Annotated in this window: 12 protein-coding genes; 2 read left to right on the top strand and 10 right to left on the bottom strand. The window is 54.5% G+C overall.

All coding sequences use genetic code 11. The features are described from left to right. Nucleotides 1–26 precede the first annotated feature (26 nt). Nucleotides 27–1040 (top strand): M4 family metallopeptidase, encoded by a 1014-nt coding sequence (locus PAGR_RS06055; protein WP_013026727.1) that lies wholly within the window; start codon nucleotides 27–29, stop codon nucleotides 1038–1040. Then, nucleotides 1037–1369, top strand: a complete 333-nt coding sequence (locus PAGR_RS06050; protein ID WP_014605277.1) for a protealysin inhibitor emfourin — start codon at nucleotides 1037–1039, stop codon at nucleotides 1367–1369. The genes PAGR_RS06055 and PAGR_RS06050 overlap by 4 nt, the downstream gene beginning before the upstream one ends. 54 nt (nucleotides 1370–1423) lie before the next feature. Here PAGR_RS06050 and PAGR_RS06045 read toward each other — a convergent pair whose 3' ends face one another. The 10 genes from PAGR_RS06045 to rlmN form a co-directional block, all read right to left on the bottom strand. Continuing rightward, nucleotides 1424–3865 (bottom strand): glucose/quinate/shikimate family membrane-bound PQQ-dependent dehydrogenase, encoded by a 2442-nt coding sequence (locus PAGR_RS06045; protein WP_014605276.1) that lies wholly within the window; start codon nucleotides 3863–3865, stop codon nucleotides 1424–1426. Nucleotides 3866–4190: 325 nt separating this feature from the next. Then, the gene (locus PAGR_RS22985; protein WP_014605275.1) at nucleotides 4191–4412 is read right to left on the bottom strand and encodes a zinc ribbon domain-containing protein; all 222 of its coding nucleotides are present in this window, start codon (nucleotides 4410–4412) and stop codon (nucleotides 4191–4193) included. Between the two features lie 71 nt (nucleotides 4413–4483). Then, entirely contained in the window at nucleotides 4484–5968 is a 1485-nt protein-coding gene (gene der, locus PAGR_RS06035) for a ribosome biogenesis GTPase Der (protein WP_013026730.1), read from the bottom strand. Between the two features lie 173 nt (nucleotides 5969–6141). Next, nucleotides 6142–7323, bottom strand: coding sequence for an outer membrane protein assembly factor BamB (gene bamB / locus PAGR_RS06030; protein ID WP_013026731.1), 1182 nt, complete (start codon nucleotides 7321–7323; stop codon nucleotides 6142–6144). Nucleotides 7324–7342: 19 nt separating this feature from the next. Beyond that, on the bottom strand, nucleotides 7343–7960 hold the full coding sequence (locus PAGR_RS06025; protein ID WP_014594313.1) for a YfgM family protein: 618 nt from the start codon (nucleotides 7958–7960) through the stop codon (nucleotides 7343–7345). Nucleotides 7961–7998: 38 nt separating this feature from the next. Next, nucleotides 7999–9273, bottom strand: a complete 1275-nt coding sequence (gene hisS / locus PAGR_RS06020; protein ID WP_013026733.1) for a histidine--tRNA ligase — start codon at nucleotides 9271–9273, stop codon at nucleotides 7999–8001. Between the two features lie 105 nt (nucleotides 9274–9378). Beyond that, a complete protein-coding gene (gene ispG / locus PAGR_RS06015; RefSeq protein WP_014594315.1) occupies nucleotides 9379–10500 on the bottom strand; it encodes a flavodoxin-dependent (E)-4-hydroxy-3-methylbut-2-enyl-diphosphate synthase in 1122 nt (373 codons plus the stop codon). A 39-nt stretch (nucleotides 10501–10539) separates the two neighbouring features. Further along, on the bottom strand, nucleotides 10540–11550 hold the full coding sequence (gene rodZ / locus PAGR_RS06010; RefSeq protein WP_014605274.1) for a cytoskeleton protein RodZ: 1011 nt from the start codon (nucleotides 11548–11550) through the stop codon (nucleotides 10540–10542). Next, nucleotides 11540–12271 carry a type IV pilus biogenesis/stability protein PilW gene (gene pilW, locus PAGR_RS06005; protein WP_014605273.1) on the bottom strand — a complete coding sequence of 244 codons (732 nt, stop codon included), beginning with the start codon at nucleotides 12269–12271 and terminating at the stop codon, nucleotides 11540–11542. The genes rodZ and pilW overlap by 11 nt, the downstream gene beginning before the upstream one ends. A gap of 81 nt (nucleotides 12272–12352) precedes the next feature. Then, entirely contained in the window at nucleotides 12353–13522 is a 1170-nt protein-coding gene (rlmN, locus tag PAGR_RS06000) for a dual-specificity RNA methyltransferase RlmN (RefSeq protein WP_013026737.1), read from the bottom strand. Nucleotides 13523–13534: the final 12 nt, after the last annotated feature.

The raw sequence follows: 13534 nt of genomic DNA, 5'->3' as shown, positions 1-13534 counted from the left end.
ACATCCCTCGTGCCAAGGAGTCTACAATGGCTTTCAGCGTTATCCCTCCCTATATTCTCCGTAAGATTATCGCCCACGGTTCCGGTCATCAGCAGGAGCAGGCGCGCCGTACCCTCACCCACGTTCAGCACCTGATGGCGGAGCACTGGCAAAAGACGGCTGCGCCGAAAACCACGCAGGCCGGGAAGATTGAGCGTGAAATCTATGATGCCAAAAACAAAGAAACGTTGCCGGGAACCCTGGTGCGTAAAGAAGGCCAGTCTTCAAATGGTGACGTTGCCGCCGACGAGGCCTGGAACTATCTTGGCGTCACACACGATTTCTTCTGGCAGATATATAAACGCAATTCTCTGGACAATAACGGTTTGAAATTAGCGGGAACCGTTCACTATGGTGAAAAATATCAGAACGCTTTCTGGAACGGACAGCAGATGGTGTTCGGCGACGGCGATGGTGAGATCTTTAACCGTTTTACTATCGCTATTGATGTTGTTGCGCATGAGTTATCGCACGGTGTCACAGAAACCGAAGCCGGTTTGATCTATTTTGAACAGGCTGGCGCGCTAAATGAATCCATGTCCGATGTCTTTGGCTCCCTGGTGAAGCAGTTCAGTAAAAAACAGACTGCCGATAAGGCCGACTGGATTATTGGTGAAGGCCTGCTGGCGAAAGGCATCAATGGCAAAGGCTTGCGATCGATGTCGCACCCCGGCACCGCTTATGACGACCCAATGTTGGGTAAAGATCCGCAACCGGGCCATATGGACGACTATATTAAAACGCGAGAAGACAACGGCGGCGTGCACCTGAACTCTGGCATTCCTAACCGTGCCTTTTATCTGGCAGCACAAGCACTAGGTGGTTTTGCCTGGGAACAGGCAGGGCAAGCGTGGTATGACACCTTGTGTGATGATAATTTGCATCAGGATGCTGACTTCAAAACCTTTGCACAGTTGACCGTGCAGCACGGTGAAAAGCGCTTTGATCGTTCCGTCGGCAGCAAAATTGAACAGGCGTGGAAAGAGGTAGGCGTATTATGAGTCAACTCCCCGAACTTACCGACGACGCCACCATTGTGGTGACGCGCGAAGGTGGCTTTGCTTTTATCCCCGGCTTACGCAGCGAGCGTCGTTTTCCCTTAGGTGAACTTCCTGCGCCAGAGAAACAGCGCGTCTGCAAAGTGCTGGAGCAGGCGATGCCGCTGGGCGAGTCAGAGGATAAAGCCACTAAGGTAGGATGCGGGGATCAGCGCTATTTTCGTATCCAGATCCAGTACGCCACGCGCCGTGAGGCCGGTACGGTGGTGATCCTGATACCGGAACAGTCGGCCCCGCCGGAGCTGGTGTCGCTCTTCTGCGACGGAAAATAAGCACAAAAAAAGGGCCGCGAGCGGCCCTTTTATTTTACCCGTTATCGCTTGCTGTTACTTGCTGTCTGGCAGCGCATAAGCAATCACGTAGTCACCGCGATCCGGTGACTGACGCGCGCCGCCTGCAGAGATCAGAATGTACTGCTTGCCGGTTTTCGGCGAGACGTAGCTCATCGGGCCGCCCTGACTGCCAACGGGCAGACGCGCTTTCCACACTTCTTTACCCGTTGCGCTATCAAACGCACGCAGATAGTAATCCTGCGTACCGGCGATAAACACCAGGCCGCCCTGGGTTGCCAGCGTGCCGCCCAGCGTTGGCATGCCGATTGGCATTTTCGCGCGCATTTTGATCCCGAACGGACCGGTATCCTGCACGGTACCCACCGGAACCTGCCAGACGATTTTCTGCGTTTTCATATCGATAGCAGACAAGGTACCGAACGGGGGTGCCTGGCAAGGAATGCCCAGCGGTGACATAAAGCGGTTCTTATTCACCGCATAAGGCGTACCTTTCAGTGGAACGGCGCCCATGCCGGTATTGATCGCCTCACCGCCGTTGCTGCCACGGGAAACTTTACTGGTATCAACCGGAATCATCTGTACCCACAATCCTAAACGCATGTCGTTAACAAACAACAGGTTGTTATTCGGATCGGTGGACATACTGCCCCAGTTCATTCCGCCCAGCGAACCCGGGAAACTCAGCGACTTATCCGTGCCCGGCACGGTAAACAGGCCGTCATAGCGCATAGATTTAAAGGCGATACGGCAGGCAAGCTGATCGAACGGCGTGGCCCCCCACATATCGGACTCTTTCAGCGTCTGATTACCAATCATCGGCATACCGGTCGAATGCGGCTGGGTTTTAGTGTACTGCTCGTTAGGGATATGTCCCTGCGGCATTGGCAGCTCTTCCACTTTGGTCAGTGGCTTGCCGGTCATCCGGTCCAGCACAAAGATCATGCCGGTTTTGCCGCCGATCACGACCGCAGGCTTGGTGCTGCCGTCTTTCATCGGGAAGTCGATCAGGCTCGGCTGCATCGGCAGATCGAAGTCCCACAGATCGTTATGCACGGTCTGATAAACCCACTTCTCTTTACCGGTTGTTGCATCGAGTGCCAGTACGGAGGCACCGTATTTATGATCGAGTGCGTTGCGGTTTGCGCCCCACAGGTCAACCGATGAGCTTCCCATCGGAATAAACACGGTGTTCATGGCCGGATCGTAGGACATCGGCGCCCATGAGTTTGGCGTACTCCGCGTATAGTCCTTGCCCGGCATCAGAATAGCATTCGGATCGGTATTGCCCGGGTCAAAGGCCCAACGCATCTGGCCGGTGATCACGTCAAAACCGCGTAACACGCCGCCAGGCATATCTGTTTTAACGTTGTCAGCCACGCGCCCGCCTACGACAACGGTGGTACCGGCAATCGTGGGTGCAGAGGTGAGCTGATAAAGCGGATCGGGCGCATCGCCCAGGCCCTTTTTGAGATCCACGATGCCGTGGTCACCAAAGTCCTCACAGAACTCGCCGTTATCAGCATTAATGGCAATCAGGCGCGCATCGATGGTATTCATCAGAATACGGCGCTGGCAGCTGTCTCCGGCCGCCAGCGTAACGCCAGGAACCGGCGTAGAACCCGGTTGGGTCGGCTGGGTAAGCGGTTTGGTCGCATCAAAATAGGCCAGACCACGGCAGCGCGGCCAGACTTCTGCCTGAGCATTGATCTCACGCTTCCAAATCTGCTTACCGCTGTCGGCTTCCACCGCGATCACGTTGTTGTGCGGGGTGCAAAGATAAACGGTATTTCCCACCTGCAGCGGCGTTTGCTGATCTTCAGCGCCATTGCCGGTTGGGCTTTCAGGGATATCACCGGTGTGATAAGTCCAGGCGACCTGCAGATCTTTCACGTTATCGCGAGTAATCTGGTCCAGCGCAACAAAGCGGCTTCCCCCTGCGGTATTCCCGTAGTGATCCCAGTTTTGCTGTTGCTTTGACTTATCTACCGGAATCAGCGGCAGTTCCTGACCGGTTGAGGCAACGGTAGGATGGGGCTGAAACATCTGAACTAAGGTAGCGACCATGCCTACGGCAATCACGGCAGAAAAGGCATACGACACTTTTGCCAGCGAAGGCTTGTTTTCGCGCTTGCGCAGCGCAGGCCAGGTGATGAACGCCAGAATCATCAGACCTGCAGGCACCATCAGGCGGGAAACCAGAGGCCAGAATTGCAGTCCGGCGTCAATGACGGCCCAGATTAACGTTCCTACAAACACCAGCAGGAACAGGACAACCGCGGAGGATTTCGCACGGAAAAACTGAATGGCTGACAGCACCGTAACGATGCCTGCAACCAGAAAATACCAACTGCCGCCAAGCGTCGCGAGTTGTCCCCCGCCAACCGCAAAGAACAGGCCGGTTGCCAGTAGCACCAGCCCGAGCAGCACGGACCATATTCTCAACCCTTTACCGGATCGAGATGATGTTTCAGCCATAACACTTACTCTCCTGATAAACAAAACCGCTCCAGCCCTGTGCGCGACCCGGCTCATCGCCGGTCACGTTGCAGGTAAAAGAAGCAGCGTTGTTTTATTCCAATTAAAGCGGACCCGCGTTCATGAAATGAATGATGTGTTCCGGAGACAGCCCGCACGGGGCGCCCCCGTCATGACGCGGCAAAATTGTACCACCTGGTACGTTATCCCGTGAAGGTTTAAACGGGTTTGTTACGAAGCAATAGCATTTTCGCTACAAATTTTTACGCCGTTACGGTTCGCAGCGTTGGGATCTTCATGTGTTGCAGGTTGAAGTGGCCAGGCGTCAGACAGGAAAAATCCTGTAAGTGAGACGACGTCTGGAAATTAAGCCGTGACTATGATGACAAAAATAGTCGGTCGCGCCGCAACTTTTGAGTTGCTCAAGGGGCTGATGGCAGTCGGGGCAGACAGGCTGGTAGCGATAACGAACACCGCACCCGGTGCAAATAAGATCGATCTCGTCAGGGGCCAGGGGTTGATAACATTTTTCACACGTTGCGCGCATATTTTCATCCGACTATGCAAATAAACGCAATCTTAGGGCAAAAAAAAGAGGGCCACCTGGCCCTCGATCAATTAACGCTTATTCTTCTTCATATGCGCCATCAGACGCTTACGCTTGCGCTGTTGCGTCGGCGTCAGCAGATTGCGTTTGCCTTCGTAAGGGTTTTCACCCTCTTTAAACTGAATGCGGATGGGCGTTCCCATCACGTTAAGTGAACGGCGGAAATAGTTCATCAAATAACGTTTGTAGGAATCCGGCAGGTCTTTAACCTGATTACCGTGGATCACCACAATCGGAGGGTTGTAACCGCCCGCATGGGCATATTTCAGTTTAACGCGACGACCGCGAACCAGCGGTGGCTGATGGTCTTCCGCCGCCATATTCATGATGCGCGTCAGGAGGGAGGTATTGACACGTTTTGTAGAGCAGTCGTAGGCTTCCGTAACGGACTCAAACAGGTTGCCTACGCCGCTGCCGTGCAACGCAGAAATAAAGTGCACGCGTGCGAAATCGATAAAGCCCAGGCGGAAATCCAGCGTCTCTTTGACTTCGTCACGCACTTCCTGCGACAGGCCATCCCATTTATTCACGACGATAACCAGGGAGCGTCCACTGTTGAGAATAAAGCCCAGCAGCGACAGATCCTGATCGGAAATGCCGGCGCGGGCGTCAATCACCAGCATGACGACGTTGGCATCTTCGATCGCCTGCAACGTTTTAATGACTGAGAATTTCTCTACCGTATCCGTAATTTTACCGCGCTTACGTACGCCCGCCGTATCGATCAGCACATACTCGCGACCGTCACGTTCCATCGGAATGTAGATACTGTCACGGGTGGTGCCCGGCATGTCGTAAACGACCACGCGATCTTCACCGAGGATACGGTTAGTCAACGTAGACTTACCTACGTTAGGACGGCCAACAATCGCCAGCTTAATCGGTAAGGTTGTGGGATCGAAATCGTCTTCTTCTTCCTCTTCCTCACCGTTTTCTTCTGCAGCTAAGGCTGCCCAGTAAGCTTCGTTTTCATCTTCTTCGGTGACCTCAACCGGATCGACCTTTTCCATCCACGGCAGCAGCGCCGTTTCCAGCAGGCTGGTTACGCCACGACCGTGCGAGGCCGCGATAGCGTGAATTTCACCCAGGCCCAGAGAATAGAAATCCACCACCGCCTGATCCGGATCCAGTCCGTCGGTTTTATTCGCCACCAGAAACGTTGCTTTTTGACGAGAGCGGAGATGCTTTGCAATTTGCTGATCGGCGGCCATCATGCCTGCGCGAGCGTCGACCATAAACAGCACAACATCGGCTTCTTCGATCGCCAGCAGCGACTGCTCCGCCATGCGCGTTTCAACACCGTCTTCGGTGCCATCAATACCGCCGGTATCGATAACAATAAATTCGCGCCCTTCCACTTCGGCGCGACCATATTTGCGATCGCGAGTCAGTCCAGGAAAATCCGCTACCAGCGCATCTCGTGTGCGGGTTAAACGGTTAAATAGCGTAGATTTTCCCACATTGGGACGCCCAACCAGCGCGACCACAGGTACCATAACAATGCCTCAATAATGTATTAAATCGCCCGAATGGCGTGATTATAACGGCTTTAGCCGCTCAGTTCAGGCTTAAGGCGCTAAGGATACCATGCCTGACTAAAAACGAAACGGCCCCTGATGAAATCAGGAGCCGTTGTGCAAGGGAACCACCCTGCCTGACAACTTACCCGTTAGCGAGTAATGGCGTAAACTTCACCGTCTTTTGACTGAATCAGCAGCTTGTCGCTGGCGACGACTGGCTCAGTCTGGAAGCCTGAGCTGTCCAGCTTTTGCTGGGCAACAAAACGACCATCGGTGGTGTTCATCCAGTGCAGGTAACCTTCGCTGTCGCCGACCACAAGGTAGCCGTTATAGAGAACCGGTGAAGTCAGATTACGATGCAGCAGCTCGCTTTGACGCCAGATAGCGACACCGCCATCCGCATTCAGCGCAATCACACGATCGTCCTGATCGACCAGGTAGATGCGACCCGCATCGACAATCAGATCTTTAACGCCGCCGATTTCACGTTTCCATAAAATCTGACCTGAGCGTAAATCCAGTGCGGTCAGGTTGCCATTGTAAGCCAGCGCATAGACCACGCCGTTGACAATGACCGGCGTGGTATCCACATCGCTCAGGCGATCAATTTCCGTTGCGCCGCTGGGCTGTGAAATACGCTGCTGCCAAATCAACTGGCCCTGGTTCAGGATAACGGCACTGACACGGCCGTTATCGCCGCCCACAATGGCGCCACCAAAGGCCACAGACGGCGCAGATTCTCCGCGCAGTGACAGCGCAGGCATATCCAGGTTGACGGTCCACTTCACCGCTCCCGTGGCCTGATCCAGGCCCTGCAACATGCCGTTACTGGTATGAATCAATACCAGACCATCGCTGACCACAGGACGCGACAGGGCTTCACCCGCTGCTTTCGCCTGCCAGGCAATGGCACCATCGCTGGTGTTCAGTGCATAGACCTGCCCGCGTTCGCTGCCAATATAGAGGCGATCGCCGCTCACGGTGATGCCGCCGGACAGCATGGCAGAACGGTTTTTCGAGAAGAAGCCGGTTTTCTCAGAGAGATCGACTTTCCATTTTTCTTTACCATCGGCCGCGTCGAGCGCTTTTACGATACCAAAGCGGTCAGCAGCATAAACGGTGCCGTCTTGCCAGGTGGGGTGCAGGTTGGAGTAAAAATCACCGATACCATCACCCACGCCGGTACTCCATACCGTCTGAGGCGTAAACTGGTTTTCCACCTTCGGCAATGGGGCCATTTTCACTACATCTTCTTCGCCGCTGAACAGCGAGCAACCGCTGAGCAAGGTGACTGAGATCAGCCCCGGCAGCAGGTATTTACGTAATTCCATGCGCTCTCTCTTGACTGGCTTAGCTTAAGTTATTCATCTTCATCTGCATCATTTGCTTCAGTGCAGGAGACGCGTCAGATTCTACGCCTTTGCTCCATGCATCGCGCGCGCCCTGCTTATCGCCCTTGCTGAGCAGCGCTTCGCCGCGGATATCAGCGACAATGGCTGTCCAGCCATCACCCTTCACACTGTCAAGGGTTTTAAGTGCCGCATCAGCCTGATTCTGTTGCAGTTGAATGCGTGCCAGGCGCAGGTTGATAACCGCCTGCAGGTTGGCATCTTTAGTATCTTTCAATCCGTTTTGCAGCAAGGTAGCGGCTTTGTCCAGCTGATTGCTGTCGACATACTGCTTAGCCAGATCCAGGGCCGCCAGGGCACCGTAAGTATTGCTGTTTTCGCTGGCGAACGTGTTGACGGCTTCCAGGGTTTCTGGCTTACCGGCCTGCATCGCACGGGTGACTTTTTGGTATTCTGCCGATACGGTTTTCGCGGAATCCTGCTGATGGCTGGACCAGTAGCGCCAGCCGCCCAGTGCAGCAATCCCGATAACCACGCCTACGGCTAAGGCTTTACCGTTGTTGGCGAAAAAGCGACGCAGCGCATCAACCTGTTCGTTCTCATTGCTATAAACTTCCACGCAATCCTTCTCCTTTCAATGGTTGTGCTTTGACACGCTTACTGCAACAGCGTGCGCAGTGCAGCAGCCGCGTCCGCCTGCGCCAGCGTTTGCTGTTCGCCATTGCGCAGGTCTTTAATCACGACCTGACCGGCCTTCTGTTCATCTTCGCCCAGCACCAGGGCAACGCGGGCTCCCCATTTATCCGCACGGGCGAACTGCTTCTTGAAGTTACCGCCGCCAAAGTTGGTCATCAGTTTCATTTCAGGCAGGTGATCGCGCAGTTTTTCTGCCAGCTGCATCGCCGCTGACTGAACGCCCTGACCTGAAGCGATAACATAGACATCGACATTGCGCGCGGGTTCAAATTCCGGATTCACCGCCTGCACTAACAACACCAGGCGTTCCATTCCCATTGCGAAGCCGACACCCGGTGTGGCACGGCCACCCAACTGTTCTACCAGCCCATCATAACGACCGCCACCGCAAACGGTCCCCTGGGAGCCCAGGCTGTCGGTAACCCATTCAATCACCGTGCGGTTGTAATAATCCAGCCCACGCACCAGCCGCTGATTCACCGTGTAAGCAATACCCGCGTCGTCTAACAGCGCGCGCAGCCCGTCAAAATGCTCGCGTGACTCCACATCCAGATAATCGCCCAACTGAGGCGCATCGTTCAGCAGCGTCTGAATATCAGGATTTTTACTGTCGAGTACGCGCATCGGGTTACTGTACATACGGCGCTTACAGTCTTCATCTAGCGCCTCTTTATGCTGTTCCAGAAACGCCACCAGCGCATCGCGATAGTTGGCACGGGCTTCAGGCGAACCAATGGAGTTCAGTTCCAGACGAACATGGTCGGCGATGCCTAACGCTTTCCACCAGCGTGCGTTCAGCATGATCAGTTCGGCATCAATGTCCGGCCCCTGCAGACCAAAGACTTCAACGCCTATCTGATGAAACTGGCGATAACGTCCTTTCTGAGGACGCTCGTAGCGGAACATCGGCCCCATGTACCACAGGCGCTGTTCCTGGTTATAAAGCAGACCGTGTTCGATACCTGCGCGCACGCAGCCCGCCGTGCCTTCCGGACGAAGCGTCAGGCTTTCGCCATTGCGATCGTCAAAGGTATACATCTCTTTTTCAACCACATCGGTGACTTCACCAATTGCGCGTTTGAAAAGAGGAGTCTGCTCTACGATGGGTAAGCGAATTTCGCTGTAACCATAACTCGCCAGCACTGACTTCAGTACATCTTCAACCCGTTGCCAGATGGCCGTATCCGCAGGCAGGAAATCGTTCATCCCGCGAATCGCTTGAATATTCTTCGCCACGTTAAAATCTCTTAATGCAAAAAAACCTGTCCGGCATCATACCTCATGAGGATGAAACCGCACAGGTTCAGCTAAAAAAGTCATGCACGCCGTACACGCAACGGATTATTTTTCCAGTTGCTGCACGTCAATACGACGGGTTTCATCCAGCATGGCCGCTTTGGCACGAATGCGCGCTTCCAGTTGATCGATCATATCGTCATTGTCCAGACGTTCGCGCTGGCGCACGCCATCTTCATAGAAGCCGCTTTTCTTATTACTGCCGGTCACGCCAAGCGTAGAAACGGTGGCTTCGCCAGGCCCATTCACCACGCAACCGATGATGGAGACGTCCATCGGCGTAATAATGTCTTCCAGTCGCTGCTCCAGCGCGTTTACCGTGCCAATGACGTCAAACTCCTGACGTGAACAGGTCGGACAGGCGATGAAGTTGATCCCGCGAGAGCGGATGCGCAGCGACTTCAGGATATCAAAGCCAACCTTTACCTCTTCAACCGGATCGGCTGCCAGAGAAATACGCAGCGTGTCGCCAATGCCTTCGGCCAGTAACAGCCCCAGACCAATCGCCGACTTCACCGCACCGGCACGTGCACCGCCCGCTTCGGTAATACCAAGATGCAGCGGCTGCTCGATCTGCTTTGCCAGCAGACGATAGGATTCAACCGCCAGAAAAACATCAGAGGCTTTCACGCTGACTTTAAACTGATCGAAGTTAAGACGATCCAGATGATCGACATGGCGCATCGCCGATTCCAGCAGGGCCTGCGGTGTAGGCTCACCGTATTTTTCCTGCAGATCTTTTTCCAGCGATCCGGCGTTAACACCGATACGAATGGGGATATTGTTATCGCGGGCGCAGTCAACCACCGCACGAATACGCTCGTTATTACCGATATTACCCGGATTGATACGCAGGCAGTCCACTCCATACTCCGCGACTTTAAGCGCAATACGGTAGTCAAAGTGGATATCAGCCACCAGGGGGACGTTCACCTGCTGCTTAATCAGCTTAAACGCTTCGGCGGCATCCATGGTGGGCACCGAGACGCGGACGATATCGACGCCTACGCGCTCAAGGGCTTTGATCTGATTGACCGTCGCGGCTACGTCAGTCGTGCGGGTGTTGGTCATCGACTGAACGGCGATTGGCGCACCGTCGCCAATGGGCACCTGGCCGACGTAAATACGTTTAGACTTACGACGGATAATGGGTGCTTGGTTATGCATATTTCTTCTCCACAATTGCCCGGTACACGCGATACGCTGTTATTGCGCACCCAACGTCAGGCGAGCAACCTGGTTATTACGGATAAAGCGACTTAAATCAACGGGTTTATTCTGATATTGCACCTGAACCACGGATGGCGCGCCAATTTTCAGACGATAGGGAGCCGTGCCTGACAGGCTCAGCTTGCCACCGCTGCGCTGGATACCGCTAAACAGTTTCTTACCCGTTGCATCGCTGACTTCCAGCCAGCAGTCGCCGGTAAAGGTCATCACCACGGCATTCGGATCCGCCGCCGGTTCGCTAACCGCCGCCGCGCCCACTGGCATCTGCTGCGCCGTATTGGTGCTGGCCGGTGCGGGGCTGGTCGAAGTCGGTGCCTGAGAAGGCGAAACAACGGCGTTATTCTCTTCCTGCTGGGCAGCCGCGGCAGTGCTGTTACTGCTGTTACTGTTTTCAGCAGGGGCCGTGCCGGTGGATTCATCGGCGTTCGCCGGTGTGCTGGCGGCATTATTGCTCAACGGCACGCTGGTGCTGTTATCGGTTGATGCGCCGTTCGTCTGTCCCAGGGGGATAGACTGGCTGCTGTCGCTGTTACTGCCGTTTTGATCGGCCATCGACACCAGCTCATCCTGTGAGGCTTTATGGTTCTGCCACCACCAGGCGCCTGTCAGGCCGATGACGACAAAGACCACCAGCCAGGTAAAAATCATCAGCCAGCCGTCGCGTTTCTTACGCCGTTTGCCCAGGGAAAAGCTTTGCATCGGCTCAATTTTTGCGGCACGAACCGGCGTCTGCTTTTCCATCATCGGCAGCAGTTCCTCTTCAGGAATGTGCACCAGACGCGCATAAGAACGGATGTAACCGCGCAGGAAGGTAGAGGCTAAATCCGCAGGTGATTTGTCTTCTTCAATATCACGTACGGTAGTAAGTTTCAGGCACAGGCGTTCAGCAACATGTTGCTGCGTAAGTCCCATTTGTTCACGGGCCAGACGCAGGCGTGTACCTGTGGAATGAACTGCAGAATTTTCTTGAGTGGCTTCAGTATTCATTAGCTAAATAACGCTGGTACTGTATCGATTGCGGAAAACGTCGCGCTAACTGGTCGCCATAACGTGAAACGTCTGCGGCATTTCCCTGTTGCGCGGCGAAACGTATGTGTAACGCCAGGCTGCGTGCCGTCTCCGGCAGCGGCTGGTAAAGCTCTAATAATAGCGCTACGTTAGCCCACTGGTCATTTTCGACCGCGCTTTCAGCTTCGGCTAGTAGCGACGCTCCTTTACTCTGGTCCGCATCGAGCGCATACGACAAAGCAGCACGCGCTGCTTCTCTGTTTCCTGCCCGCAGATAACAATACCCCGACAGTTCATACGCATCGATACGGGCGTCTCCTTCCTGCGCACCCTTCGCCCGGATAAACTGTTGATGCGCTTCATCATACTGCCCTAAAGCGCAAAGAAACGCACCGTAATTGTTAGGGATGTAACCATTATGTGGCGCAATTCGCTGCGCGTGCTGAAAATGATAATGCGCTGCGGCAGTGTGCCCCTGCCGCTGAGCCAGCCGGGCCAATGCCAGGGGTACGCGGTAATCCTGGGGAGCGGCCGCCTGCGCCCGTAAGAGATTACGGCGCGCAGCAGGATAATCCTCTACCGCGAGGTAGTGCATACCCAGTTGCAAACGAAGCTCCGCTGCCCCCGGTTGGGTCGGCGAACGGACACAACCGCTTACAACAAAAACGGCCAGTAATGCCGTGCATATCCCTTTGCCCATCGCCTTTCCATCCTGTTATCGCTGTGGCTGGCAGCAGCCTGCCACGCAGAGACGGAATGGAAAACCCTGTTAGTCAGCCTTTCAGAGCGCCTTCACAGATATGGCTTCGCCCGCCATTTTCTTACGCAGGGTGCGTTTCGTACGGTCAATCACTTCCCCGGCCAACTGGCCGCAGGCGGCATCAATATCATCACCACGGGTTTTACGCACGATAGTGGTAAAGCCGTAATCCATTAACACCTTGGAGAAGCGGTCAATGCGGCTGTTCGAGCTGCGACCATAAGGTGCCCCGGGGAAGGGGTTCCATGGAATCAGGTTGATCTTACACGGCGTTTCTTTCAGCAATGCCGCCAGTTCATGCGCGTCATCGGTGCTGTCGTTGACATGATCCAGCAACACGTATTCGATCGTGACGCGTCCCTGGTTCGCATTGGACTTACCAATATAGCGTTTAACCGCCGCCAGGAAGGTTTCAATATTGTATTTCTTGTTAATGGGTACGATGTCGTCACGCAGTTTGTCGTTTGGCGCATGCAGCGAAATCGCCAACGCAACGTCGATCATGTCGCCCAGCTTGTCCAGGGCAGGCACAACGCCCGAGGTCGACAGGGTGACACGGCGTTTCGACAAACCAAAACCGAAGTCATCCAGCATAATTTCCATGGCCGGAACCACATTATTCAGGTTGAGCAACGGTTCACCCATGCCCATCATCACCACGTTGGTGATAGGACGCTGACCGGTCACTTTGGCCGCACCGACGATTTTTGCGGCACGCCAGACCTGACCAATAATTTCTGACACGCGCAGATTGCGGTTAAAGCCCTGCTGCGCCGTCGAGCAGAATTTACATTCCAGCGCGCAACCCACCTGAGAGGAGACACATAAGGTGGCGCGATCCCCTTCCGGGATATACACCGTTTCAACCAGCTGATCGCCGACGCGAATAGCCCATTTAATGGTGCCATCCGTTGAGCGCATCTCTTCAGCCACTTCCGGGGCGCGAATTTCGGTGAGTTCCATTAACCGGTTACGCAGCTTCTTGTTAATGTCGGTCATCTGCTCGAAATCATCGCAGCAGTAGTGGTAAATCCACTTCATCACCTGATCGGCACGGAAGGGTTTTTCACCGAGCGAGACAAAAAACTCACGCATTTGCTGACGGTTCAGATCCAGCAGGTTGATTTTTTGGCTTTTGGGTGAGACGGAAATAGGCGAGGTGGACGCGGACGTCACAATCTGTTCGGACATAATGTTCTCTGG

This window comes from Pantoea ananatis PA13, assembly GCF_000233595.1.
Lineage (GTDB): Bacteria > Pseudomonadota > Gammaproteobacteria > Enterobacterales > Enterobacteriaceae > Pantoea > Pantoea ananatis.
This window is presented reverse-complemented; position numbering and strand designations above follow the sequence as displayed.

What these genes read in the sequence shown, in the direction of transcription:
- PAGR_RS06055 (WP_013026727.1), top strand. Translation starts at nt 27, where the DNA reads ATGGCTTTCAGCGTTATCCCTCCCTATATTCTCCGTAAGATTATCGCC.
- PAGR_RS06050 (WP_014605277.1), top strand. Translation starts at nt 1,037, where the DNA reads ATGAGTCAACTCCCCGAACTTACCGACGACGCCACCATTGTGGTGACG.
- PAGR_RS06045 (WP_014605276.1), bottom strand. Translation starts at nt 3,865, where the DNA reads ATGGCTGAAACATCATCTCGATCCGGTAAAGGGTTGAGAATATGGTCC.
- PAGR_RS22985 (WP_014605275.1), bottom strand. Translation starts at nt 4,412, where the DNA reads ATGCGCGCAACGTGTGAAAAATGTTATCAACCCCTGGCCCCTGACGAG.
- der (WP_013026730.1), bottom strand. Translation starts at nt 5,968, where the DNA reads ATGGTACCTGTGGTCGCGCTGGTTGGGCGTCCCAATGTGGGAAAATCT.
- bamB (WP_013026731.1), bottom strand. Translation starts at nt 7,323, where the DNA reads ATGGAATTACGTAAATACCTGCTGCCGGGGCTGATCTCAGTCACCTTG.
- ispG (WP_014594315.1), bottom strand. Translation starts at nt 10,500, where the DNA reads ATGCATAACCAAGCACCCATTATCCGTCGTAAGTCTAAACGTATTTAC.
- rodZ (WP_014605274.1), bottom strand. Translation starts at nt 11,550, where the DNA reads ATGAATACTGAAGCCACTCAAGAAAATTCTGCAGTTCATTCCACAGGT.
- pilW (WP_014605273.1), bottom strand. Translation starts at nt 12,271, where the DNA reads ATGGGCAAAGGGATATGCACGGCATTACTGGCCGTTTTTGTTGTAAGC.
- rlmN (WP_013026737.1), bottom strand. Translation starts at nt 13,522, where the DNA reads ATGTCCGAACAGATTGTGACGTCCGCGTCCACCTCGCCTATTTCCGTC.